23 protein-coding genes are annotated in these 25643 nt (G+C 57.9%); 8 read left to right on the forward strand and 15 right to left on the reverse strand.

Annotated elements, in window-relative coordinates; translation table 11 throughout:
• Positions 1-22: 22 nt before the first annotated feature.
• The gene (cuyA, locus tag ACR3EM_RS20455; protein WP_480472616.1) at positions 23-1036 is read right to left on the reverse strand and encodes a D-cysteate sulfo-lyase; all 1014 of its coding nucleotides are present in this window, start codon (positions 1034-1036) and stop codon (positions 23-25) included.
• 209 nt (positions 1037-1245) lie between these two features.
• Positions 1246-2220: a LysR family transcriptional regulator gene (locus tag ACR3EM_RS20460; protein ID WP_480472618.1), complete on the reverse strand. Its 975-nt coding sequence runs from the start codon at positions 2218-2220 to the stop codon at positions 1246-1248.
• Between the two features lie 178 nt (positions 2221-2398).
• Between ACR3EM_RS20460 and ACR3EM_RS20465 the strand changes: the two genes are divergently transcribed.
• The 3 genes from ACR3EM_RS20465 (at position 2399) to ACR3EM_RS20475 (ending at position 5537) form a co-directional block, all read left to right on the forward strand.
• Entirely contained in the window at positions 2399-3394 is a 996-nt protein-coding gene (locus ACR3EM_RS20465) for a taurine ABC transporter substrate-binding protein (RefSeq protein WP_480472620.1), read from the forward strand.
• 74 nt (positions 3395-3468) lie between these two features.
• Positions 3469-4275 carry a taurine ABC transporter ATP-binding protein gene (locus ACR3EM_RS20470; protein ID WP_480472622.1) on the forward strand — a complete coding sequence of 269 codons (807 nt, stop codon included), beginning with the start codon at positions 3469-3471 and terminating at the stop codon, positions 4273-4275.
• Complete coding sequence (locus ACR3EM_RS20475; protein ID WP_480472624.1) at positions 4272-5537, forward strand: ABC transporter permease; 1266 nt, start codon at positions 4272-4274, stop codon at positions 5535-5537. The genes ACR3EM_RS20470 and ACR3EM_RS20475 overlap by 4 nt, the downstream gene beginning before the upstream one ends.
• Before the next feature lie 49 nt (positions 5538-5586).
• On the opposite strand, the gene ACR3EM_RS20480 is transcribed toward ACR3EM_RS20475, so the two are convergent.
• The 13 genes from ACR3EM_RS20480 to ACR3EM_RS20540 all read right to left on the reverse strand — a co-directional run bounded on the left by ACR3EM_RS20480 (position 5587) and on the right by ACR3EM_RS20540 (position 20360).
• Complete coding sequence (locus ACR3EM_RS20480) at positions 5587-6252, reverse strand: D-lyxose/D-mannose family sugar isomerase (protein ID WP_480472626.1); 666 nt, start codon at positions 6250-6252, stop codon at positions 5587-5589.
• 13 nt (positions 6253-6265) lie between these two features.
• Positions 6266-7192, reverse strand: coding sequence for a carbohydrate kinase family protein (locus tag ACR3EM_RS20485; protein WP_480472628.1), 927 nt, complete (start codon positions 7190-7192; stop codon positions 6266-6268).
• 21 nt (positions 7193-7213) lie between these two features.
• Positions 7214-9043 carry a family 1 glycosylhydrolase gene (locus ACR3EM_RS20490; protein ID WP_480472630.1) on the reverse strand — a complete coding sequence of 610 codons (1830 nt, stop codon included), beginning with the start codon at positions 9041-9043 and terminating at the stop codon, positions 7214-7216.
• Between the two features lie 72 nt (positions 9044-9115).
• Entirely contained in the window at positions 9116-11023 is a 1908-nt protein-coding gene (locus ACR3EM_RS20495) for a beta-galactosidase (protein ID WP_480472632.1), read from the reverse strand.
• Positions 11020-11880 (reverse strand): SMP-30/gluconolactonase/LRE family protein, encoded by an 861-nt coding sequence (locus ACR3EM_RS20500; RefSeq protein WP_480472634.1) that lies wholly within the window; start codon positions 11878-11880, stop codon positions 11020-11022. The genes ACR3EM_RS20495 and ACR3EM_RS20500 overlap by 4 nt, the downstream gene beginning before the upstream one ends.
• Positions 11877-12482 carry a 2-dehydro-3-deoxy-6-phosphogalactonate aldolase gene (locus tag ACR3EM_RS20505; protein ID WP_480472636.1) on the reverse strand — a complete coding sequence of 202 codons (606 nt, stop codon included), beginning with the start codon at positions 12480-12482 and terminating at the stop codon, positions 11877-11879. Before ACR3EM_RS20505 ends, ACR3EM_RS20500 begins: the two co-directional genes overlap by 4 nt.
• A complete protein-coding gene (locus ACR3EM_RS20510; RefSeq protein WP_480472638.1) occupies positions 12479-13372 on the reverse strand; it encodes a 2-dehydro-3-deoxygalactonokinase in 894 nt (297 codons plus the stop codon). The genes ACR3EM_RS20505 and ACR3EM_RS20510 overlap by 4 nt, the downstream gene beginning before the upstream one ends.
• A 4-nt stretch (positions 13373-13376) precedes the next feature.
• Positions 13377-14144, reverse strand: a complete 768-nt coding sequence (locus tag ACR3EM_RS20515; RefSeq protein WP_480472640.1) for an SDR family NAD(P)-dependent oxidoreductase — start codon at positions 14142-14144, stop codon at positions 13377-13379.
• Entirely contained in the window at positions 14144-15853 is a 1710-nt protein-coding gene (locus tag ACR3EM_RS20520; protein ID WP_480472642.1) for an IlvD/Edd family dehydratase, read from the reverse strand. The genes ACR3EM_RS20515 and ACR3EM_RS20520 overlap by 1 nt, the downstream gene beginning before the upstream one ends.
• A gap of 11 nt (positions 15854-15864) precedes the next feature.
• A complete protein-coding gene (gene melA / locus ACR3EM_RS20525) occupies positions 15865-17205 on the reverse strand; it encodes an alpha-galactosidase (RefSeq protein ID WP_480472644.1) in 1341 nt (446 codons plus the stop codon).
• Positions 17206-17227: 22 nt separating this feature from the next.
• Entirely contained in the window at positions 17228-18076 is an 849-nt protein-coding gene (locus tag ACR3EM_RS20530) for a carbohydrate ABC transporter permease (RefSeq protein WP_480472646.1), read from the reverse strand.
• A gap of 1 nt (position 18077) precedes the next feature.
• On the reverse strand, positions 18078-19004 hold the full coding sequence (locus ACR3EM_RS20535; protein WP_480472648.1) for a carbohydrate ABC transporter permease: 927 nt from the start codon (positions 19002-19004) through the stop codon (positions 18078-18080).
• 96 nt (positions 19005-19100) lie between these two features.
• A complete protein-coding gene (locus ACR3EM_RS20540) occupies positions 19101-20360 on the reverse strand; it encodes an ABC transporter substrate-binding protein (protein WP_480472650.1) in 1260 nt (419 codons plus the stop codon).
• Positions 20361-20510: 150 nt separating this feature from the next.
• Between ACR3EM_RS20540 and ACR3EM_RS20545 the strand changes: the two genes are divergently transcribed.
• From ACR3EM_RS20545 to ACR3EM_RS20565, 5 genes are all read left to right on the forward strand, one after another.
• Positions 20511-21305 carry an IclR family transcriptional regulator gene (locus tag ACR3EM_RS20545; RefSeq protein WP_480472910.1) on the forward strand — a complete coding sequence of 265 codons (795 nt, stop codon included), beginning with the start codon at positions 20511-20513 and terminating at the stop codon, positions 21303-21305.
• A complete protein-coding gene (locus ACR3EM_RS20550; RefSeq protein WP_480472652.1) occupies positions 21302-22360 on the forward strand; it encodes an ABC transporter ATP-binding protein in 1059 nt (352 codons plus the stop codon). The genes ACR3EM_RS20545 and ACR3EM_RS20550 overlap by 4 nt, the downstream gene beginning before the upstream one ends.
• Positions 22361-22522: 162 nt before the next feature.
• Positions 22523-23482, forward strand: coding sequence for a dihydrodipicolinate synthase family protein (locus tag ACR3EM_RS20555; RefSeq protein WP_480472654.1), 960 nt, complete (start codon positions 22523-22525; stop codon positions 23480-23482).
• Entirely contained in the window at positions 23473-24402 is a 930-nt protein-coding gene (locus ACR3EM_RS20560) for a 4-hydroxyproline epimerase (RefSeq protein ID WP_480472656.1), read from the forward strand. The genes ACR3EM_RS20555 and ACR3EM_RS20560 overlap by 10 nt, the downstream gene beginning before the upstream one ends.
• Positions 24399-25634 (forward strand): NAD(P)/FAD-dependent oxidoreductase, encoded by a 1236-nt coding sequence (locus ACR3EM_RS20565; RefSeq protein ID WP_480472658.1) that lies wholly within the window; start codon positions 24399-24401, stop codon positions 25632-25634. The genes ACR3EM_RS20560 and ACR3EM_RS20565 overlap by 4 nt, the downstream gene beginning before the upstream one ends.
• Positions 25635-25643 lie beyond the last annotated feature (9 nt).

Consider the following 25643-nt stretch of genomic DNA (forward strand, 5'->3'; position numbering starts at 1 on the left):
GGTAGAAGACACTCGCCAGCATTTACAGATTGACCCAACGATCCGAGTGATCGAAAGCGAAATCATAACCGAACAGACCAACAGAACCTCCGGTATGGAGGAACACCAGACGCTCGCCTTTGAACGTGCCCTTCCGGGCCAGATCGATCAAACCTGCGGCACCTTTGGCGGAATAGACCGGGTCCAGCAGAATACCTTCAAGCTCCGCAAACATCCGGATCGCCTCAATCCCGCTTTCGGTCGGCAGACCGTAGCCTTCACCCACATAGTCCGTATTGGCCATCACATCTTCGCGGCTCACGACGCCTGAGCAGCCCAGTTTTTCAGCTGTCTTGCAGGCCAGATCATAGACCATATGTTCTTGCTTGGGTTGCGGTGCACGGGTGCCGATGCCCAGCACGGGGATGCCGGTGTTCATGGCGCAAAGCCCGGTTACCAGTCCGGCCTGCGTGCCAGAAGAGCCGGTGGCATGCACCACGCGGTCAATCTGCAAGTCAGCATCATTGGCCTGACTAACCATTTCCAACGCACAATTGACGTACCCCAGTGCACCCGTCGGGTTCGAACCGCCGCCAGGGATCACATAGACCTTGTGCCCCTCGGCGCGATTCTTTTCTGCGGCGCGCTCCATCTCGGCGGGCATATCGTGGCCACCGGGAAATTTCTCGGTCGTGGCACCATGCAGATGATCCAGCAGCACGTTGCCGTTATTGTTGTAATTGGCGTTGTTATAGCTGGTGCGGTCCTCCAGCAGGATATGACATTTCAAACCCAATCGGGCAGCAAAAGCTGCCGTCTGGCGCGCATGGTTGGACTGGGTTGCACCCTGCGTCATCACCATACCCGCGCCCTGTTCCAGAGCCTCACCAAACAGGAATTCAAGCTTGCGGGTCTTGTTGCCCCCGGTCGACATCCCGGTGCAGTCGTCGCGCTTGATCCAGATCTCGACCCCCAATGCGTCGGAAAGACGTTTCATCGGCTCCAGCGGAGTCGGCAGATGGGCAAGAAAAACGCGTGGGAAACGAGAAAGGTGCATTAAGCTGTCCTGATCTGAACCCTGAGCCGGTTGTGGGGTCAACGGGCGAATGGGTCATAGGTTGGATTTCGGGTTCGGCTGCAGCCAGACTATGGGCCGCATGTTCGAAGTTTATCAGAGCTTACAGCGCCCGTCGGTCAAGCATCGCGTTTCCGGTTTCGAAAAACCCGGAAGATAACTTCGATATTCCGCGATTGATTGAGGGTCGTTCATTCAGATGTCATCGGGAGGGTGCGAAAATCGTTCTTCAGCCACGAGAACTTCGCCGTCATTGGCTCGGTTACGTGCTGGCGGATCAGATTATACAAAGTGTTGTGCAGCAATCGTGTTGTGGTTGGTGGATTGACGCTGGTGGTAAACAGCGACACGGTCCGTGCGAAGCTTTTCCCGGGAAAGGGCACGGCGCGCGTGTCCTCGTGGAATCTGCGCGCGCGATAATAACTAGCAGCGGTCGTGACCGCCCAGCCACTGCCTTCGGCGACAAGCCCAATGATGGACTGATTACACTCAAGCTCGAACCGGTTCGGCAGGCTGATCTTGCTGCGGGTCAGCTGGCTTTCGATCAGTTTTCCAATGGTGTGGTCCCGAGAATACCGCAACAATGGCAAGGAGGTCTCTGAATCAAGCAGCTCTTCAACCGGGCCTTTGAACGAGGGTGGCAAAATCACAATGAACGGGTCTCTGAGCAGTGGAAATTCCATCAACCCCTCAGCATGACCTGAGGGGCGCGTGGCCACACCTGCATCCAGTTTCTGGGATTGCAACTTGTCTATGATTTCGTGGCTGGGGCGAGTGAAATGGCGGAAACTGCACCTCGGCAACGAAGCTGACAGATGCCGGAAAAGCTCGGGTGCGACCCGGCTGTCGAAGTCGTCGATCAGACCCAGCCGCAGATCAGTTGCGTGTTGCCAAGTACCCGAGCGCAGTTCAGCCTCGCCACGTTTCAGGGCCATCAACCCCTCCCGAACATGGCGCGAGAACACGGTTCCGGCAGGGGTCAGACCCATGGGGCGACGGCTGTGATCAACCAGTTCGACATCCAGCGCCTTCTCTAAGCTGCGCAGATGGTTCGACACGGTGCTGATCGACAAACCGGTTTCGGCCGAAACCTTCTGGATTGATCCAAGCTTGGAAATAAGTTGAAACACCTCCAGCCATCTGAGACTGAGTGATTTTTGTGGCATCCAAGCGCTCCTGATCTGTGACTGATTAGGCTAAAGCGAAACAAAGTTTCGCTTTTTCCGCAACAAGATTTTTATTTCACGATTCCGCCCGCCTGCGACTATGGTTTTCCCACTGTTTCGCAGGTCGAAGTTTCGCAATAATCGGGCTGACGAAACCAGCAGGGAGAAAGTAGTCAAAATGATCAAGAGAAAACTGCTCACAACCACCTTTGCCGGCATTGCTGCACTAACCGCTTCGCAAGCGGCGGCGCTGGATGAGATTACGGTTGCGTATTTCCTGGAATGGCCGATGCCGTTCCAATATGCCAAGGCAAACGGAACCTATGAAGAAGAGCTTGGTGTAAAGATCAACTGGGTGTCCTTCGACACTGGTACGGCGATGTCCGCAGCGATGGCGTCGGGCGACGTACAGATCGCGGTCAGTCAGGGCGTACCGCCCTTCGTGGTCACCACGTCGGCAGGACAGGATATTCAGATCGTCGATGTCGCGGTCAGCTATTCGGACAACGACAACTGCGTCGTCGCAGAAGCGTTGGAGATCGACAAAGGCAACGCGGGCGAGTTGAACGGCAAGAAAGTTGGCGTTCCGATCGGTACGGCGGCGCATTACGGCTTCCTCTCCCAGATGGGTCATTTCGGCGTGGATGTCGGTTCGATGGAGATCGTTGACATGGCACCCGCAGATGGCGCGGCGGCCTTTGCGCAGGGCAACCTGGACATGGTCTGCGGCTGGGGCGGCGCGCTGCGTCGCATGGTCGAGCATGGCAATATCCTGCTGACCGGCGCTGAAAAAGAAGAGCTTGGCATCCTGGTCTTCGACGTGACCAGCGCCCCGTCAGGCTTTATCGAGGAAGAGCCCGAGCTTCTGTCCAAGTTCCTGAAAGTCACCGCAGACGCCAATGCGAAATGGAATGCAGGTGACAGCAAGGACGAAATGCTGCCGGTGATCGCCAAGGATGCTGGTATGGATCCCGCGGATGCCGAGGCAACCATCGCCACCTTCTCCTTCCCATCGGTTGAGGAGCAGTTGTCCGAGAAATGGCTGGGCGGCGGCGCGCAGGACTTCATGAAGGGTGTGGCCAACGTTTTCGTTTCGGCAGGCAGCATCGAGTCGGCGCTGGATTCGTATGATGGTGCCGTGAATGCAGCACCACTTGCGGCGGCAGGTAACTAAAACTCACAAGTCGCCAATTAAGACCGGCCCCACAGAGGGCCGGTCAACAGATATGCACGCAGGAAGGATACAGGATGCCTGAACTGGACATTGTCGATTTGTCCATGCGTTTCGACCTACCCAACGGCTCATCGGTGCAGGCACTACAGGATGTTTCGCTCAGCCTGAAAGAAGGCGAGCTGATGTCGGTGCTTGGCCCATCGGGCTGCGGCAAGACCACGCTTCTCAATATCGTTGCGGGATTTCTGGCCCCTACATCGGGTAAAATCGAACTGAACGGTCACCTCGTCGAAGGACCGGACGCTGAACGTGGAATGGTTTTCCAGAAAGGCGCCTTGTTCGAATGGATGAACGTGCGCGAGAATGTCGATTTCGGTCCCCGTATGAAAGGGATGCCTAAGGCCGAACGCGACCAGATCTCGGATCATCTGCTCGAAGTCGTGGGTTTGCAGGATTTCAAGGACAAGGCGGTCTACGAATTGTCTGGCGGTATGCAACAGCGCGTGGCGCTGGCGCGGTGTTTGGCCAACGAGCCGGACGTTATCCTGATGGACGAACCTCTGGGCGCTCTGGACGCGCTGACGCGCGAAAAGATGCAGGGCCTTGTTCTGAAACTCTGGAAGGAAACCGGCAAGACGATCATTCTGATCACCCACTCGGTCGAAGAGGCCCTTTTGCTGGGCGAGCGTCTGATCGTGATGGCACCCCGGCCCGGACGAATTCATCGCGAATACAACCTGCCGTTCGCCGAGCGCGGCGTGAACGCGGATCTGCGGGACGTGAAGAAATCCGAAGGGTTCGCAGAAAAACGCGATGAGATTCTCTCGATGATCTGGGAGATGGAAGAAGAAATTATGGGTCGGACGGAGCAGGCATCATGATTGTACTTCTGTTTTACATTGGCCTGTTTGGCGGCGCGTTCTTCATCGTCTACGCGATGCGTCGGGGATTGCAGTCACGTCAGGACTTCACCAGCCTGAAAACGGTAACTTTTGGCGATGAAAGCGCGGTTCGTGCGGATCGGGCGGCGTCAATCATCTCGGTCCTCGTAATCTTTGTGATCTGGGCCGCGTTCACGGGGTCAAAACTGTTCCCGATCCATGTGCCCGGACCCTTTGTGGGCGAAACGCAATTCACCTACACTCTGGAGAATGCGGATGGCACCACGGACGAGGCGACCGTCTTTGTCCGCGTCCCCGCATTTGGTGAAGAGGCCGAAAAGTTCGAGGTCGAGCCTGGAAGCGGCTTTGCCAAGGATGATGCCTTTGCGGCACCTGCGGGCCGGTCTTCCACCATTCTGTTCGACAAAAACGACGACGCCAAACGCGCGGATGGCGCGAAAATCATCGCCATCAATGGCACGCCCATTGGCCCGGATGATGCGGTGGATACAGGTGATGGTACTGTTACTCTGACCGGGAAAGGCGCGATCAGCTTTACGCCCGATCAGGGCCTGCAGATGAACCCGATCTGGCTGCCTGCACCGGAAACCGTCGTTGCGCGTTTCTTTGAAATTGCCAGCGAGGGCTACCAGAACTTCTCGCTGTGGCAGCACCTGGGCTGGTCACTGCTCCGCGTGATCGCAGGCTTTGTAGCAGGTGCACTGGTGGGCATCCCGCTGGGCTATGCAATGGGCCTGTCCGGCTGGTTCCGCGGCTGGTTCGACCCGATCGTCGAATTCATGCGTCCGGTTCCGCCTTTGGCGCTGATCCCGCTGGTTATCATCTGGTTCGGCATCTGGGAAACAGGAAAGATCGTTCTGCTGTTCCTGGCGGCGCTTTGGATCATGACCATCGCTGCGCGGGCAGGGGTTTCCGGGGTGAACATCTCGAAAATCCACGCCGCCTATTCGCTGGGCGCTTCTAAGTGGCAGATCATGCGTTATGTGATCGTACCCAACTCTCTGCCCGAGATATTCACGGGCGCACGGGTCGCGATGGGCGTTTGCTGGGGCACGGTTGTTGCTGCTGAACTGGTGGCAGCCCAGAAAGGCGCCGGGATGATGATCATCGCCGCGTCGAAATTCCAGCTGACCGACATCGTGATCATGGGCATCGTGATGATCGGTATCATCGGCTACGGCATCGATATCCTGATGCGCAAGGCTGAAAACTGGCTGGTGCCGTGGAAAGGCCGCAGCTGATCTGTCGGATCATGGCATAGAAACGGCTCCCGAATATTTCGGGGGTCGTTCAGTAATCGGATACCAGCAGAAAATCCGGAGTCGCGTCTTCCTCAATGGTCGCAAATCGCGGGATCGGATCTTCGAACACATTGTCTGTACGATCGTCGTTGACAGTCGAGACCTCACCAATCAGGCAATCGCCCTGTTCGGCCCAGAACGCATGCCAGATGCCGGGCATCAGGGTGACGCTTTGACCAGGTTTCAGGCGCAATAGCTCTCCAGGCTGAATGATGACCGGGCAACCGTCGCTCGGGACAACAACAGGCGTTTCACGATCGATGCCACCGTCGGGATCTGAGGCGTAGATCTCCATCACGAGATCACCGCCCCCACGGTTGATGATGTCTTCGGCTTTCAGGATGTGGCGGTGCATGGGCGACAGTTGTTTATCGCGCGAAATCAGAAGTTTCTCGGCATAAAGCATGCCGCGCCCTTGGCTCAAGTCGTCTACGTCTCCGTTGCGCAGGGTGAAGAGGAACAGCCCAAGCTCATCGAACCGACCTTGTCCATAGTCGGTGATATCCCAGCCCAGCCCTCGGTTGCGAATGCCTGCAGCCTTGTCGCTGCGCATCTCATCGGGTGACCAATCGGAAAAAGGTGGCAACACCGCCCCGAATGACTGGATAAAGCGTTGTGCATCGGCCTTGATGTTGTTGATATCGGATCGTTTCATGGTCGTATGCCTATCAAAGTTCATGCGCCCAGGGCGGGTTTGCCCCGGCGCGGGAGACAGTTACAGCGGCTACCTGCGCGCCCAGTTCAAGTGCGGCCTTCATGCTGTCTGCCGAAAGGGTCCGTAGCGCCGGTTTGTTCAGGTGGCCGGTTTGCTCAAGCTGAGCGAGAACGCCTGCGTTGAAAGTATCGCCGGCACCAACGGTATCGACGACGTCGACCTTTTGCACCGGGACCGAGACCTCGGAACCGTCGGCAAGATAACCCGTCGCGCCGTCACCGCCTCGGGTGACGATCACAACCGCCGGTCCGGCTTGCAGCAGCAGCGGGATTTTCTCGGCATGAGTTTCCGGGCCTGGGATGATCCAGTCGAGGTCTTCATCCGAAACCTTGACGATATCGGCCAGAGCGATCATCCGGTTCAGACGGGTGCGGTATCGCGTCTGATCTTTGATGAATCCCGGTCGGATGTTTGGGTCCAGCATCACCGCGCGATCCGAGCCGTGACGCTCTAGAAGCGCGGCATAAGCATCAGCGCAGGGTTCACAGGCAAGGCTGATCCCTCCAAAATACAGCGCTGAGACCCCCGTTAGCTGGTCCGGCATGTCGTCGGGACGTAGCATCCGACCGGCTGAGTTTTCGTCAACAAAACTATAGCTCGCGTGGCCGTCCTGCAGCTGCACAAAGGCCAATGTCGTGGGGCGATCCGAGCGAATGATGTGATTGGTCGAGACATGGCTGATCTGCAGTGCGGCAGTCAGTTGCTCGCCGAACATATCCGTCGAGAGGCCGGTCAACAGCCCGGTCTGAACGCCCAACCGTCCCAGTGCAATTGCCGTGTTGAAGATGGCCCCGCCGGAATGCGGTACAAACCCCTGTTCACCCGAAACAGTGGGCGCGGCAATCATGTCGATCAGGGCTTCTCCGCAGCACAGGATCATTCCGCTGTCCTCTTCCCTTGCTCAGCGCGCGAGCGCATTCTGGCAGAAATTGTTAGCGCCAACAATGCCGAACTCATCTTGTTCCGAGACATAAAGGTTCATTCCCTGACGCAGCGTATCGAACCGTCCGCCCGCATTGAAGGCCCTCAGGAAATCTTGACCGAAAAGCCAGCGGTTCTTTTCGGCGACGCCACCCACCAAGAAAACACCGCCTGTTGGAACCAGGGCCATTGCCAGATCACCCATGATCGCGCCGAGATGTTCGGTGAACATACGCGCGGTCTTAACGGCGCAGGGATCATTCCCATCCCGCGCGTCCTGCAAGATATCCTTGGCGGATCGTATTGCTGTTTCAGTCCGGCCGCTCGCCATCCCCACAGCCTGATACAGGATCGGCAAGCCTGTTCCGCTCAGAAACATCTCCGCTTCGATCACCAGACTATCGTCGAAGAAACACTCGGGCGCTATGCGTCGGGCGGCGTCGAAGACCTCAACTTCATCGAGGTGCCGGGGTGACAGACCCATGTGCCCGCCTTCACCCGATGCTGTATGGAAATGACCTTCGGACCAGAGCAGGGCACCGACGCCCAGCCCGGTACCGGGTCCCACAACCAGACGGGTGCCAATCGGGGGGGCGCTTTCGCCTTGCAGCACTTCAACATGATCTTCGGTAATCTTCGCGACTGACCACGCAGCTGCGGTGAAATCATTGATCACGAAGGTATGTTGCGCGCCAGTGGCACGGGCGAGTTCATCTTCGGATAGATCAAGATTGGCATTGGTCAGGCGGATAGAGCCATTCCGTACCGGCCCGGCCCCTGCGGCTACTACGGCACGCGGATCGGTGCCGATCTCGTCCCGCAAGCTGTGCAGCGCATCGCGCAGATCGGTCAGAGTGCCGGTCGGGTATTTTCGCAGGTCGGTCAATTCTCCGTTGGTGACGACCCCCAACCGGGTGTTGGTGCCGCCGATATCCGCGACAAGGTTCCAATGCGCATGCACATGGCTTTCTGGCTTGACCCATGGCGCCGGGTGTGGTTGATCGGACAGAAATGTCAGCAGCTCTGCACTCGACGACTTCAGGAAAACACCCTGTATAGGTACATTCTGCCGAAGCACATCTTGAACCGCTTCCAACCCAAGTTCCAATTTAGATAGTGTGCCGCCGTCCAGCGTGACAAAGAGCGGTACGTCCTTGGAGTAGCCTTGTACCTCAAGGAGCTTTGGCAAGATCTCGAGCGAAAGGCCATACCAGTCGACAGGCTCCGCAATTGTGCCAAGGTCCTGCTGCCAGTTTTCGGGCAGATCGGCACCTAACGGTTTCAGTATAGATGTTGGATAGGACCTGTCGATGACGGCCTCTAGCCCGTAACTCAGCTCCGCACCAACATTCGTCATGCCATAGCCGCGCATCGCTTGGACGGCCATGCCTTGCGCCAGCAGCTGGTGGTGCAGGCTCCGCGCGGTGCCGCGTTTGTCGTTCTGTTGGGCGGGCAGGGGACCACGGGTTGCGATGCTGAACAAAAGCTCACCAATCCGTGCTACGATTATCTCGGCGAAATCGGCAAATCGCGCAGCGATATCCCGGTTGCGCCATCCGCCTTGATCCACCAGAGCAGCTGGCAGAGTTTTATGGTCAAGTATCGCGCAGGGCCGCAATCCCAGTTCCAGTATTTGATCAACTCGTCGCGCAAGGTGATCCACAGCTTCGGGCACCGATTTGCATCCATCCTGAAGGATCTGATCCCAGTGGATGTGCAAACGATAACTATCAAACCCGCCCGCAATCTTGGCAGGCTCGACCGCACCAAACAGGAAATCGTCGGGAAAGTTTGAACGGGTGTATTTCATCGTTGCAACCTGCTGGGCGTGACCTTAGCTCTGCGACCTAGCAGGTTATGTTAGCGTTATCTACCCTTATTATTATGGCTGCACGCGTGTGCGGAACACGACATCACAACCGTTGACCCGGGTATCTCCCCAGACGATCGGGTCTGCGTTGTAATTGATCAGAACCTCGTAAGAGGCTGTCTCGCGCCGTCGCAAGCCGTTTGGCATCGAAACGACGGGCAGGCCCGTTTGTTGCGCCGCCATGGCGATGATCCTGTCCCAAAGAGGCTCATCCGGAAAACCACCCAGATACCACAGGCTATCATTTCCCTTCAGTGCCGCGTTGCCATTGTCAAAGCTCAGTAGGTCGGGCGCGTCGCCGGACAGATGTTCGGCCCAGTGGATGATTGCGCCGCCGCCCTCTACCGGGCGTTCGGTGCCGGGGGGCAATGTCTCGATCACATCGACCGAGCAATCCAGCGCCGACAGGCCGGGGCGTCCGTGGTCGGGGATGCGAAACTCGGGCGTGATGGCGCCTGTGCGCGGTCCGAGGATCGCGAGTTTGGCCTTGGACAACGACTTTTGCAGATCCTCGTCCACACTTGCGAGACCCGGTGCCAGGATCAGGTCATAGCCCTCGGGAAGCAGATCGGCCGCAGAGAGAATATCTACCGATAGCCCAGCCCGCCGTAACGCACGATAGGCCGAGAAGACCAAACGGAAATACCCAAAGTCCGCCCCCTGACGCTGCGTCTGCCACGCCCAATCCGACGCATAGTCGAACAGGATAGCGACCTTGGCACGTGCGGGCTTGATCTCTCCAAGCTCGGCCAATTCGTCGGCTGTCTGGCGCGCCTCGGCCAGAGCGGGGGCGTCGTCTCCCCAAGGGCTCAGAAGACCTGCATGCATCTGTTCTTGCCCGAACGGGGCCTGGCGCCAGCGGAAATAGCTGACAACTTCAGCACCATGCGCCACAGCCTCCAACGACCAGAGCCGCACCATGCCGGGCAGCGGGGCCGGGTTGTAAGGTGCCCAGTTCACCGGACCGGGCTGTTGCTCCATCACCCACCAACGCCCGTGGCCAACCGCGCGATAGAGGTCGTGGTGAAACGCCTGCATATCCGGATCGCCTTGTTGCAGGAACGCTGCCTTATGTGTGTCATCAGCCTCAAGCCGGTCCGACAGAAAGCCGATCGGATAACTGTCCCAAGTGGCGATGTCGAGGTCTTTGCCGACCTCGAAGTGATCGAATTCCAATACACGCCCCATATAATTATGTAGCAGCGGTGCATCTGTCAGAGGGCGCAGCGCGTCGACCTGAGCTTTGTTGAAGGCCACAACCTGATCCGAGCTGAATCTGCGGAAGGCCAGAACATGCGCCGGGTTGGGTTCTGTCACGGTCAGATTGGGTAGGTCGATCTGGTCAAAACTGCCGTATTCCATCGACCAGAACACATTGCCCCACGCCTCGTTCAGGGCTTGAACGGTTCCGTAGCGGTTCTTTAGCCAGAGCCGGAATGCCTGCAATGCAACCGGGCTGTAGCTGAGCGTTGTGTCGTGACAACCATATTCATTGTCGATCTGCCACGCGGCGACATTAGGGTTGCGCCCATAGCGCTCGCCCATGATCCGCGCAATGCGCACGCTCTCTTCGACATAGCCCAGATGGCTGAAGCAATAATGCCTGCGCGACCCGAACTTGCGTGGGTTACCATTGGCGTCAACGGCCAGCATGTCGGGATGCTTGTCCAGCATCCACCGGGGTGGTGTTGCCGTGGGCGTGCCCATCACCACCTTCAACCCCGCAGCACCAAGCGTCTCGACGGCACGGTCGAGCCAGCCGAATTGCAGATCGCCGGGGATTGGCTCTAACCGGCTCCAGGCGAATTCGCCGATACGGACCCATTTCAGACCTGCATGGATCATACGTTCCGCGTCTTCGGACCACTGCGTTTCAGGCCAGTGTTCCGGGTAATAGCATACGCCAAGTTCGGGTTTCATAAGATGACTCTGTGTTCCATCTGCCCATGCGCGACGTCTGGCGCAAAAAGGGTCATGCCGTTGGTTGGGTTTGATTTCAATGTATCTGCGTCCAACCCCTGCCGGGCCGTGGTGCAGAACAGCGTCGTCAAATCGTTGCCTCCGAATGCGGGGCAGGAAGTATGGCGGGCGTCAAAATCGACTGCACGCAGAAAATGTGCATCCTCGTCATAAACGGCCACCCGGCTGGCACCCCATTGGGCGATCCAGATGTTGCCTTGCGCGTCGACGACCGCACCGTCCGGGTTTAGTCCTTCTTGGGTGAGGTCGAGGAAGACAGCTGCCTCTCCCTCGGGCCATCCCGTTTGCGCATTCAATTGCCAACGCATGACCTGTTTGGTCGCTGTATCGCAGAAATAGGCACAGGACCGATCGGGCGCAAAGCAGATAGCGTTCGAGATGGTGATATCCCCGACCAGATGCCTCAGCTTTCCCTGCCAATAGCGGTAGATCGATCCGGCACCGGCCTCGGCCTGTTTACCCATGGTGCCGATCCAAAACCCGCCCCACGGGTCTGCGCGACCGTCGTTCGAGCGCGTAACGGCGTTGTCCGCCTCAAGCGCTACGATGAGGTCTTTCGCATCAGTCTCCAACCCAAACCGCCAAAGCCCGGTTTCTGACGCGATCAGCAGAGTGTCGTGATCGATCCACCCTGCGGCCGAGACATGCTCATCAAACTGCCAGACCTGTGCCGTGTCTCCGTCACGCGACATCAAGCGTTTGCCGATGATATCGAACCAGAACAATTGCTGCCGTTCCGGGTGCCACAACGGTCCTTCGCCCAATTCGCAAGGGCGGTCGTCATAGATCTGACTCATGCGATGGCCTCGTCATAAGCTGCGACGATCTTGCGGGCTCGTTCAGCGATATCCGCGACAGACATGCCCGGTTTGAACAGTGCTGATCCGATGCCAAACCCGTTTGCGCTGGCCTCGATCCATTCCTTGAAGTTTTCAGGCCCTGCGCCACCGACGGCAAAAACCTGAGTCCCGGCAGGAAGAATTGCCCGTATCGCGGCAAGCCCCGAGGGTCCGGCCATGGATCCCGGAAACAGCTTCAGCCCGCTCGCACCCGCCTTGAGTGCCGAGAATGCTTCGGACGGAGTAAACACGCCCGGCCAGCTTTCGAGACCTAGCTTATGAGTATGCGAGATGACGTCGACGTCACAATTGGGCGAGACAATCAAGCGGCCTCCAACATTGGCCACCGAGTCGACCTCATCCGGGGTCAGAACGGTACCTGCACCGATCAGAGCATCATCGCCAAATTCGCGTGCCAGAATTCTGATGCTCTCCAATGGGTTGGGCGAGTTTAATGGAACTTCGATCCGATCAATTCCAGCGTCGATCAGCGCCCGCCCGACAGCGGCGGCCTCGGATGGGGTCAATCCGCGCAGGATGGCAATGACAGGGCGGCTCATGCGGTTTCTTTCGTCAGGGATCGTGCCTGCAACAAACCTGCAAGCGTTGCAGTTGTGGCGTCCACGATCTCAATCATCGCGCCCTGTTGTCCGAGCGCTGCAGCATAGGCATTTGACAGACCTTCCGGTCCGATGATTGCCAGTTGCTGACCCAGCCAATAGGGCCGCGTCGCGGCAAGCTCAGCCCCGATCAGCATGCCGGACAACCGTGCATTGGCTACAGACTTGCTTTGACCGTGCAGCAGGTCAGCGGCGCGCAAGCCAAACAACCGAACGGCCAGTTGTTCCGGCTTGGACAGCGCATCCGTGACCGCTTCGCTGAAACTTGCGTCGTCCCATCCGTCCTCTACCGAGTGTCGAAGTACCGATTGCCCGCGCAGCAGATCGAACAATTCGCCGGTCATGAATGTTCTGAAACTGATGACTTCTCCGGCGCTGATTTGCACCCACTTGGTATGCGTGCCGGGCAGGCAAATGACGCCGTCCCAGTGCGGGCGCGTTGCCAGATAGCCCGCGATCTGAGTTTCTTCGCCGCGCATAACGTCGGCAGGATCGGACTGCTTCAAACCCGGTACGACAAACGCGCGGATACGTGGGTCAGTATCCGGGACCCGGATCGGAGCATTCGGCACAGGGGCCGAGGGGACGGCGACATAGGGTGCTTCGACCCAGCCTTGTCGCGCACCGACCATGCCGCAAGCGATGACATCAACGGTTTCTGCGGGCAACCAGGGCTCAATCAGCGCCATTAGCGCGGCCTGAAAATCTCCGCCGGCTGTTTTGGACATGCCATCCTGTGACTGAGAGTGTTCCAGCACAGTGTCACCCTGCATGGCCCAGGCCCTCAGGCGGGATGTTCCCCAATCAACTGCGATCCAGTCCGTGTTCATCTCATCATCCTGTTGTCACCACACCGCCATCAACCACCATGCATTGGCCAGTCATCGCATGGCTGGCCTTTGACGCAAGAAACAGTGTCGGCGCAACCATATCTTCGGGTTTGAGGTGTTCTTTCAGGCATTGCCGCTCCAGATGCGCGGCCAGATCTTCGGGCGTTGCCCACATATCCAGCTGCTTCTGGGTCAGCACCCAGCCCGGAGCCAGCGCATTGACCCGGATGTCCTGCGGCCCCAGTTCGCGCGCCAATGAACGGGTCATGCCAGTGATCCCCGCATTCGAAGTCGTGTAGATCGGATAACCCGAATTGCCCATCAGATAGCTGATCGAGCTGAAATTGACGATTGCCCCGCCTTTGTCCTTCATCTGGCGCGCAGCTTCCTGACAGGCGAAGTAATAGGCCTTGAGGTTGACCTCGATCATCCAGTCCCAGAACTCGGGCGTGGTTTCTTCAAGCCCGTGGCGCTTGTCGTTGGCCGCATTGTTGACCAACACGTCAAGCGGGCCATGCGCCTCAGCCGCTTGTTGCATGGTGGCGTGCAAAAGCTCGGTGTCGGTCATATCGCCCTGCAGGAACAGGGGCGCTCGCCCGTGCTTTTCACGCATTTCATCAACAAAGGTACCGGCGTCAGAGCGGCCGATGAAGGCGACCTGGGCACCTTGTGCCATGAAGCCGTCCGTCAACGCGGCCCCAAGCCCGGAGCCGCCGCCGGTAATGTAAACCGATGCTCCGTTCAGGTCATGGAAAGTGGCGGGTTGGGTCATCAATGGCTCTCTCTGGTCACAAGGCGGGTGTCTTTTCCAACAAGGAAATCAAGGTCGGCACCCTGATCCGCTTGCAGCACGTGGTCGATATAGAGTTTCGCGTAGCCGCGGGTGTAATGCGGATCGTCCGGTTGCCAGGCGGCGCGGCGGGCGTCCAGTTCTGCCTCATCGACCAGAAGTTCCATCTCGCCCTTGCTGGCCGATACGCGGATGCGATCACCGGTTTTAACCAGCGCCAATGTGCCGCCCGCCTGTGCCTCGGGGCTGACATGCAGGATGACGGTGCCATAAGCAGTGCCTGACATGCGGGCATCCGAGATTCGGATCATGTCGCGCACGCCTTCCTTCACCAGCTTGGCGGGGATCGGCATATTGCCAACTTCGGGCATGCCGGGATAGCCCTTGGGCCCGCAGCCCTTGAGCACCAGAATGGTTTCAGCCGTCACTGGCAGGTCGTCGCGGTCTATGTTCGCCTTCAGGTCTTCGATGTTTTCAAAAACGTAAGCCTCTGCTTCCGTTTCCAGCAGCACGTCTGTTGCTGCCGATGGTTTCACGATGGCCCCGTTAGGAGCAAGATTGCCGCGCAAAACACGCAGCCCAGCAGCGGGTTTGACCGGATCAGCGAAGGGGCGGATGACATCGGTGTTATAGCACTCGGCTCCTTCATAATGGGCCGATATATCCTTGTTCAGGACAGTTTTGGCCGGGCGTAAGAAGGGTTTGAGTTCGTTCAGCACGGCTGGCACACCACCAGCATAGCAGAAATCTTCCATCAGATATTTTCCTGAGGGCATGCAATTCACCAGCAGCGGGATTTCGGTTCCGAGTTCGAAATCCTTGAGCGTCAGGTCAACGCCGACACGTCCTGCAAGCGCCAGTAAATGCACGACAGCGTTGGTTGAGCCTCCGACTGCAGCATTGGTCAGAATGGCGTTCTCGAACGCCTCTTTGGTCAGGATGTCCGAGGGTTTGAGGTCTTCGTCCACCATCTCGACAATCCGCTTGCCGGTCAGATGCGCTAGCGCCATGCGGCGGGCATCGACGGCGGGCAGGGCGGCATTGGTGGGCAGGCTCATGCCCATTGCCTCGACCAGTGAGGCCATGGTGGAAGCTGTGCCCATGGTCATGCAAACCCCGGCGCTACGCGACATGCCGGACTCGGCGTTCATGAAATCCTGCAGGGTCATCTCTCCTGCACGGACCTCTTCCGAGAACTTCCAGACATCCGTGCCCGAGCCGATATCCTTGCCCTTGAATTTCCCGTTCAGCATCGGGCCGGAGCTGACTACGATGGAGGGCAGATCGACCGAGGCTGCACCCATCAGCTGCCCCGGCGTGGTCTTGTCACATCCGCCCAGCAGGACAACGCCGTCAATGCCATAGGCGCGGATCGATTCCTCGACATCCATCGCCAGCAGGTTTCGGAACAGCATGGCCGTGGGTTTCATCTGGGTTTCGCCCAGCGACATAACGGGGAATTCGACGGGGAAGCCGCCGGCCTCCCACACGCCACGTTTGACACCTTCGGCCAGGTCGCGCAGGCCCGAATTGCAGGGTGTCAGTTCCGACCATGTGTTGCAGATGCCGATAATTGGGCGTCCGTCAAATGCGTGGTCAGGAAAACCCTGATTTTTCATCCAGGACCGATGGATGAACCCGTCTTTGTCGAGCTTCCCGTACCAGTGTTCCGAGCGGCGTTTCTTGGTCATTGATTACCCCTTCAAGCGGCTTTGGCGGGCTGGCACCAGTCGGGCAGCCAGTCTGAATGAGCAGTCAGAAGATCTGTTACCAGATTGCGAATCTGGCGCAGGTCCAACTCGGCCGCTGTGTGCGGATCCATCATCGCAGCGTGATAGATGTGCTCGGGGTTCTGTTCGACCAGCGCACGGACGGTGAGTTCCTGAACGTTGATTTGGGTCCGCATGAGCGCGATCAGTTGTGGTGGAATGTCAGTGACGACGGAAGGTTGCACGCCATTGCTGTCCACCAGACAAGGGGTTTCGACCGCGGCACCAAGAGGCAGTTGCGGGATTTGGCCGGTGTTGGGCAGGTTGCCATAGGCCGTGTAGGGGGTGTCGGTTACGATAGCGTTCATCAGATCGGCCGCGAACTCGTGGCTGCGGGTGACATGGATATCGCGACCATCGGTCAAGGTTTTGGCCTGTTCTTTCCAATTCGCAACCTGCTCAACGCAGCGGGTAGGGTATTCATCCAGCGGGATCGAGAATTGCTCGATCAGATCATGCCGCCCGTCTTTGATGAACCACGGCACATATTCGGCCAGATGTTCCGAGCTTTCGGTGCAGAAATAACCCAGATGATCCATCACCTCATACCGCACCTTGTTTGGGCACCGTGGCATCAGCAGCGGGGGTTTGGGCAGTGCACCCTGCGCATAGCCCTGGCGGAGGGCGGGGTAGAGGTCGCGACCCTGATGTTCGAGGCGCAGGAAGAAGGCGACGTGGTTCACACCTGCGACCTTATAACGGAATTCGTCTTTGGGCAGGTCGAGGTCATGGGCCAATTCCTCGACCGTGTTCTGGACCGAATGGCAGAGCCCGACATGTTTAAGCGTTGGGAATTGCTCGGCCAACGCCCAGGTGTTGATCGCCATCGGATTGACGTATTGCAGCAGCGTCGCGTCGGGACAGAGCTGCATCATATCTCTTGCCACATCCCACAGGACCGGGACCGTACGCAGCCCGCGCATTATGCCTCCGACGCCAAGCGTGTCAGCGATGGTTTGGCGCAGCCCGTACTGTTTGGGGATTTCGAAATCCGTGACGGTGCAAGGTTTGTACCCTCCAATCTGGAAGGCGGTTATGACGAAATCGGCCCCTTCAAGCGCTGCGCGGCGGTCGGTATGGGTCGATACCGTAGCGCCTGTCCCGACTGAGCGGATCATGGCGCGCGCTACTGTTTCGCTCTCGGTCAGACGTTGAGGGTCGATGTCCATCAACGCAAAATGGCTGTCGGCCAATGCCGGGGTCAGCAGGGCATCGCCCACGATGTTCTGCATGAAGATCGTGGACCCCGCTCCGATAAAGGTGATCTTGGTCATCGGGCAAACCTTTGGTTTGGCGTTATTTTACGGCACCGAGGGTCAAACCCGCGATGAAGTGTTTCTGCATCAGGAAGAACATGGCCACCGGCGGCAGCGCCGCGACGATAGAACCGGCACTCATCAATTGATAGGCGGCGCGGAATTGCGCATTGAAGCTGGTGATCCCTGCCGTAACAGGCTGGCTTTCTGCGCCCTGGGTCAGAACAACCGCCCAGAAATAATCGTTCCAGATGAAGGTGAAAATCAGCACGCTGAGCGCTGCAATCGCCGGTTTCATCAGCGGCAGGACGACGTACCAAAAGATACGCCATTCGCTGATGCCCTCGACTCGCGCCGCCTCAATCAGCTCAAAGGGCAGGGCGCGGATAAAGTTGCGCATGAAGAGCGTGCAGAAGCCGGTCTGGAACGCGATGTGAAACAAGACCAGACCGGTTTTGGTGTTGTAAAGACCTAGTTCCAGCGTCAGGTCGCGCACCGGGACCATGAGAATCTGGAAGGGTACAAAATTACCTGCCACGAACATGAAGAAGATCCAGAGATTTGATCTGAATTTGTAGATACCCAAGGCGAACCCGGTCATGCAGCTGAGTGCGACCGCGCCAATCACCGTCGGAACGGTGATAAGAAACGAGTTCATCAGATAGCGCGGCATGTCCGAGTTGAAGAAGACTTGCCCGTAGTTGACTGCACCCTCAAAGCTGGACGGCAGGCCCCAGTAATTCGCGTTGGTGAAGTCTGCTGCCGGTTTGACTGAGAACAGGGCAACCGCCAGCAGGGGGCCGAGCCATAGCAGCAAGGCCAGAGGTAGCATGGCTTGATAGGTAATTTGTGCCGCGCGGGGTTGTTTTTCGATGGGTTTGGGAAACATCTCAGTGCCCCTTCTCTTCACGATACATCGACCACAGGAAATAGGCGATGAAGCAGAGCATGATCAGGAACAGGATCACGGCGATGGCCGCGCCATATCCCATGCGGAAGCCGTATTCGGACAGCGCGACCTCGAACATGTAGTAGGCCAGAACGCGAGACGACCCGAACGGACCGCCCTGAGTCATGATCGAGATTAGGTCGAAGCTGCGCAGCGCGCCGATGATGGTCACGACAAAGGCGATGAAGGTGGCAGGGCGCAGCTGCGGCAGAATGATGTGCCAGAGCATCCGCCAGCCTTTTGCACCGTCCAGACGCCCGGCCTCGATCTGTTCGGGATCCACGGCGTTGAGGCCGGTGAGGTAGAGGATCATGCAGTAGGCTGTCTGCGGCCAGAGGCCGGCAAAGATGATGCCGTAAGTCACGAAGCGCTCGTCGCCCAATACGTTCAACGGTCCCATGCCAAACAAGCCGAGGAATTCGTTCAAAAGCCCGAAGGTCGGGTCATAAAACCAAGTGAACACAAGGCCGACGACGACTTGAGAAATAACGAATGGGAAGAAAAACAGCGATTTATAAAGGCGGATGCCCCAAACTGTCTGATTTAGAAACAGTGCGATGAAAAGACCCGCTGGGATCGCCGCCAGGTACAGGATCAACCAGATCAGGTTGTTCTTGAGCGAAATGTAGAATGCGTCCCGGTCGACCCACTCCCAGTAGAGGTCCTCGTAATTCCGAAAGCCAACGTATTCCGCCGCACCCAGCCCGTCCCATTCGTAGAGAGAAAGGTTGAAGGATTGGAAAACCGGGATGATCACATAGACCATGAAGAACAGCAGGCCGGGGGCCAGAAATAGCCACGGCGCGATGCGTTGTTGGTTTCTGTGGAACCAGCTTTCCTGTTCGGGGACGTCTACTGCAGCTGTCATGAGGACTCTCGGGTCTGGTGGGGTGAAGGCGGGCTGAAGCCCGCCCTACGATTGTGCTTGGCATAGGCCAGGCTTCAGCCCGGCCTACATTCCAAATCAGTTGTCGTAGATGCGCCCGCGTGCACGTTCCAGCTTGGCCAGAATACGGTCAACATTGTCGGGCTTGACCATGAATTCCTGAAAGCCTTCCATCGACACTTTGGCCATTTCAGCAGGCGCGTCGCGATCCCAGAACTGGGCAACGCCGCCGGGGCTGTTCGACGACAGCATCTCGAAACCTTGCAGCAGGAACTTATCGTCATCCACCGAAGACTGCGCGTTTACCGGAAGCTGGCCGAGATTTGCGCCGTTGTTGATTTCGGATTGCTCATCCGCGGAAACCACAAAGCGCAAGAACTCGCGCGCGGCTTCCTTGTTGGAAGCATTGGCCGGGATGTGGAACGTGTCGGTCGGCGCGTCTTCGGCTAGTTCTACATCGGGGTTGATGGCGACGAACTGGTAGAAATCCAACTGATCATCGGACAGACCAGCCTCGCGCAGCGGGGCCACGGCGAAGTTACCCATCAGATAGGCCGTGGCTTCGCCGTTGACCATGAAGGGTAGGGCCTCTTGCCAGCTATATGTCTGGTGGTTGTCGATAAACGCGCCCATATCGATCAGCTGCTTCCAGTTGGCGAAGGTCTGCTTGACCCGATCATCCTCCCAGCTGATTTCGCCATTGGCGAGCTGGTTGTGGAAGTCGTAGCCGTTGGTGCGCATATTCAGATAGTCGAACCAGCCGCCAGCGGTCCACAGGAACTTGGTCCCGATGGTGTAGCAAGCGCGCCCCGAATCGACGATCTTCTGGCAGTTTGCCAGCTCTTCTTCCCAGGTGGTTGGCTCGCTCAGGCCCAGCTCATCGAAGATGTCTTTACGATAGTAAACGCCCCACTGATAGTAGGTGTAGGGTACGCCCCACTGTTTGCCGTCGATGGTCATCGCACCTTTGGTCGAGGCCAGGTTGTCTGCAATCTCAGGCTCGGCCCAGAGATCGGATACATCTTCGAAAAGACCCGCCTCCACATAAGGTTTCATCCGGTTCGCAGCATACCATGTGGCGACATCAGGCGTGTCCGCCGTCAGGAAGTTGCGGATTTGGGTCTTATAGGCTTCGCGGTCGATCACCGTGGTTTCGATTTCCAGACCGGGGTGCTCTGCCGCAAAGCGCTCGATCATCGCTTCCATTGTCGCGCGGGGCGCAGGGTTCGATGTGTCGAGGAAAATGCGCAGCTCGCCCGAGAGCTCGGCAGCGGCCGGAGCCGCGATTGCGACGCTCATGGCCAGCGCAGCCGTGGTGCGCTTGAAGATGGAATGCATGGTTTCCTCCCTTTTGCTTCCATTCTGGTGTTTTTAAGTTCCAAATAATGAAACCGTGTTTTATATATTGAAAACTACACATCGACTCGGCTAGTCTTGTCAAGACCCTCGTGGCCTGGCCGCAGGGAAAGTGGAGGAGAATTGGCACCCGTGGCAGGTGACGGTACAATCGGAAAAGCATGTGATGTGCTGGAGCAGGTGGCGTCGTTCGATCGCCCTGTTCGATTTGCGGAACTGCTGGAAAGCAGCGAGTTTCCCAAGGCAACCCTCTATCGGTTTCTGCAATCACTGACCAATCAGGGGATGTTGTATTACGATCCTGACCGGCAGACCTACTCCCCGGGCATGCGCCTCGTGCGTCTGGCGCATTCGGCTTGGACTCAAAGCTCACTGGCGCCGATCGCGCGGCCGTTCCTGGATGTGCTCAGCCAGGAAACCGGCGAGACGGTGCATCTGGCGCAGCTCGATTCTGGCCAGGTTCTATATGTAGACAAGCGAAACGCGCAGCGACCGGTCGAGATGTATTCAGAGGCCGGAAAAGTCGGCCCGGCTTATTGTACCGGTGTCGGAAAGGCGATGATGGCCTATTTGGATGAGGTCCTGCTGCAGAAAACGATTTCGCAGCAGAGCTTTCATCGGTTCACCGACAAGACGCTGACCTCAGAAGAGGCCTTGCGCGCAAATTTGGAGCTGATCCGCAATAGGGGCTACGCCGTTGACGATGAAGAGCACGAACCCGGCATTATCTGCGTGGCCTGTCCTATTCTGACGCCTGGTGGGCGCGTGTTGGGTGCGCTTTCGATCACCGGATCGACCGGGCGGATGAATTTCGAACAATTGGAATCATGGGTTCCCCGCGTTCGGCGTGTAGCCGAACAAATCGGAACCGAAGCACAAGCGTGGCGGTTCCCCGAGAGCCAGAAGAACAGGATACAAGCGACATGACAGGTGTAACCCTGAAGAACGCGATCAAGCGCTATGGCCAGACTCAGGTCATCCACGGGATCGATTTGCAGATTGAAGATGGTGAATTCTGTGTCTTCGTTGGCCCTTCAGGCTGCGGCAAATCCACATTGCTGCGGATGATAGCCGGGTTGGAGGAGACATCGGACGGAGAGATTCATATCGGCGCACGCGATGTCACGCATATGGATCCGGCGAAGCGTGGTGTGGCGATGGTATTCCAGACCTATGCGCTCTATCCACATATGACCGTGGCCGAGAATATGGGTTTTGGCCTGCGGATGAACGGTGTGGCGAAGGCCGAAATTGATCAGAAGGTTCAGGAAGCCTCGGGTATTCTCAAGCTCGACCAGTATTTGAAACGCAAGCCCAAGGCTCTGTCGGGTGGTCAGCGTCAACGAGTAGCCATCGGTCGCGCTATTGTGCGTGGCCCCGAGGTATTCCTGTTCGACGAGCCCCTGTCCAACCTCGACGCAGAATTGCGGGTGGAGATGCGGGTTGAGATTGCGCGTCTGCACCAGGAAATCGGTGCGACAATGATCTACGTGACGCACGATCAGGTCGAGGCGATGACCATGGCCGACAAGATCGTCGTGCTGCGGGATGGGCGAATCGAACAGGTCGGAGCTCCGATGGATCTGTACCGCGATCCTGACAACAAATTTGTCGCTGGTTTCATCGGTTCGCCAGCGATGAATTTCCTTGAATGTGATGTGGTCGATGGAACCGTGCGCCATCCGGCCTTGTCTGAATCCATCCCGGTGACGAATGGTGTGCCGTCCGGTGCCACGAAGGTAACATTGGGCATTCGCCCCGAGCATATTCAGGTCGATCGCAACGGAGAGTCCTGCACTGTGGACCTGACCGAAGCGCTTGGCGGTGTGTCGTATTCCTATTTGCTAACCCCAAATGGTGATAAACTGATCGTTGAAGAACGCGAAGATCAGCGCAGCAAGAATGGAGAGCGGATCGGTATCTCGTTCCGCACGGAACGCGCCATGATGTTCGATCCGGAGACCGGGCAGAGGTTGCGCTGAGCATCCAATCTGTATGCCATGAACTTACGCGGGTCATTAGCTTTCAAAGCTTCTGGCCCGTTGCGTTGTGTGCCGCTGAAAAGAGGCACAAATCTATTTATGGATTTTGTATCCAATATCCGATACTGAAGATTCGTGCGCTCAGCGAATGGAGACCCTGGAATGCCAAACACCGTATTCACCGGCACGATGCCCGCCTTGATGACCCCCTGCACCTCCGCTCGCCAACCGGATTTCGACGCGCTTGTCCGCAAAGGACAAGAGATGATCGCAGCCGGGATGTCAGCCGTGGTCTATTGCGGCTCGATGGGGGATTGGCCCTTGCTGACTGACGCCCAGCGGATGGAAGGGGTTGAGCGTCTGATCGATGCCGGGTTGCCAGTTGTGGTCGGTACCGGGGCGATCAACACGAAATCAGCGGTTGCCCATGCGGCCCATGCGCAGAAGATGGGCGCGGCGGGGCTGATGGTGATCCCGCGGGTGTTGTCGCGGGGCAGCTCGCCTGCAGCGCAGAAAAATCACTTTAAGGCGATCCTCGAAGCCGCACCGGATGTGCCCGCAATCATCTACAACAGCCCGTATTATGGCTTTGCCACACGGGCCGATCTGTTCTTTGCCCTGCGCGCCGAGCATTCCAATCTGGTTGGGTTCAAAGAATTTGGTGGCAAGGATGATCTGCGCTATGCCGCCGAGAATATTACCAGCCAGGATGATCAGGTCACGCTGATGGTCGGCGTCGATACCGAGGTCTACCATGGCTTCGTCAATTGCGGTGCAACTGGCTCGATCACCGGAATCGGCACCGCTCTGCCGCGTGAGGCGCTTTTGCTGGCTGCACTGTCTCAGAAAGCAGCTGCAGGCCATGCCGAGGCGCGCCAACGCGCGCAAGAACTGACCGAGGCGATCCATGTATTGTCGAGCTTCGATGAAGGCCCTGATCTGGTGCTTTACTACAAGCACCTTCTGGTGCTGAACGGAGAAGACGAATACCAACTGCATTTCAACGAAGGCGATGCGCTGACAGACGCGCAGCGTAACTACTGCGAGCAGCAATATGCGCTGTTCCGCGGCTGGTTCGCCGATTGGTCGAGGCAGGGCGGAGTGATTGCCGAATGCATGTGATCGACAGCCATACCGGAGGTGAGCCTACGCGGGTCATTCTGGACGGCGCCCCCGATCTTGGCACCGGGCCTCTGGCAGAGCGGGCGCGTCGGTTGGCGACCGAACATGAAACCTTCTATCGCTCGATCATGCTTGAACCCCGCGGACAGCCGGCCATGGTCGGCGCGTTGTTGGTTGAGCCGGTGGATACCTCCTGCGTGACCGGCGTGATCTATTTCGATGTGGACGCGGTATTGGGCATGTGTGGGCACGGCACAATAGGGCTGGCTGTTACCTTGGCGCACTTGGGACGGATTGATGTCGGCACGCACCGTATTGAAACCCCAGCGGGAGTGGTGACGGTTGAGCTTCATGATGCCAACACTGTCACCGTGACCAATATCGAAAGCCGCCGGGTCCGGAAGAACGTGTCGTTGGATGTGCCCGGACATGGGTCGATAACGGGCGATATCGCTTATGGCGGCAATTGGTTCTTTATCGTCGATCCCAGCCCGATCCCCGTGACGGCTGAAAATATCGGCGCGTTGACCGCGTTGACTATCGCGATCCGTGAAGCCTCGATTGACGCAGGGGAGGGGGGCGAAAATGGTGAGCCTGTGGATCATGTGATCCTGCAGGGACACTCGCCCAGCGGGGCGCATAGTCGAAATTTTGTGCTTTGCCCGGATGACAACTATGACCGCTCACCCTGCGGCACCGGCAGTTCCGCGCGGCTGGCGTGTCTGGCTGCGGATAATCAGTTGGCTGCCGGAGATGAGATTGTGCAGGAAAGTGTCATCGGCAGTTCTTATCGCCTGTCCTATCAGCCGGGCCCAAATGGCGGGGTGATCCCACGTATCACCGGGCAAGCCTATGTCATGGCCGAAGCCACATTGATCTTCGACAGACAGGATCCCTTCCGCACAGGCATTGAGGCGTGACCGAATTGGTCATCATAGGGGCCGGTGTCATTGGCATCACCACCGCACTGGAGTTGCAGCGCAGAGGGCATAAAGTCCGCGTGCTGGATCGAAAGGGCGTCGCGTCCGAGACCTCGGCCGGGAATGCCGGGGCCTTCGCCTTCCCCGAAGTGGAACCCTTGGCAACGCCCGGAATTATGCGCAAGGCCCCGAAATGGCTGTTTGATCCGCTTGGCCCATTGTCGATCCCACCCGCCTATGCACTGCAGATCGCGCCATGGATGTACCGGTTCTGGCGCGCCAGCAGGCTGGACCGATATGAGAGCCTTCTGGACGCTCAGACCAAGTTGATGGACTTGTCCTCAACCGCGCTGGGGCGATTGATCCCTTCGGTCGACGGCGAAGAGAGGATGCAGCGCGACGGGCAGATGCAGCTTTACGAAAGTGAGGCTGAATTCCGTGCCAGCCTGCCCACATGGGAGTTGCGTCGCCGCCATGGGATAGAGTTCGAGCTGTTGGAAAGCCCATCGGCGATTGCCGAAAAGCAACCGGGCCTCAGCCCCCGTTTCACGCATGCGGGGTTCACGCCCGGCTGGCTCAATACGGTCGACCCCAAAGCCTGGGTCGAGCATCTGGCGCGGGTATTTCGTGAACGGGGAGGAACGATCGAACAGTGCGAAATCCGGGCGCTGGAACCGCGCGATGCCGGTGTTGAAATCATCCACGCCGAGGGCAGGATTGCAGCTCCGCATGTGGTCGTCGCAGCCGGGGCGTGGTCGCACCACCTTGCGCGAACTCTCGGTGATCATATCCCGCTGGAGACTGAACGCGGGTATAATACGACGCTGCCCAAAGGTGCTTTCGATCTTCGGATGCATCTGACCTTTTCGCGTCATGGTTTCGTCGCGAGCCGTATCAATGGTGGTGTTCGCATCGGAGGTGCGGTTGAGCTTGGTGGCCTGAAATTGCCGCCGAATTACAAACGAGCGGACATTCTGTTGCAAAAGGCCGCGCAATTTCTGCCGGGCCTCAAAACCGAAGGCGGCACGCAATGGATGGGTTTCCGGCCATCATTACCTGATAGCATTCCAGTCATCGGGCCGTCGGCCAGGTCCGCGAACGTCTTTTATGCTTTCGGTCACGGTCATCTAGGGCTGACTCAATCGGCTGGAACAGCCGAATTGATCGGCGCACTGATCGATGGCCAGGAACCTCCGATCTCGTTGCATCCATACTCTGCCAACCGTTTCTGAAGGGGATCT

The sequence above is a fragment of the Ruegeria sp. AH3 genome, from assembly GCF_056536265.1.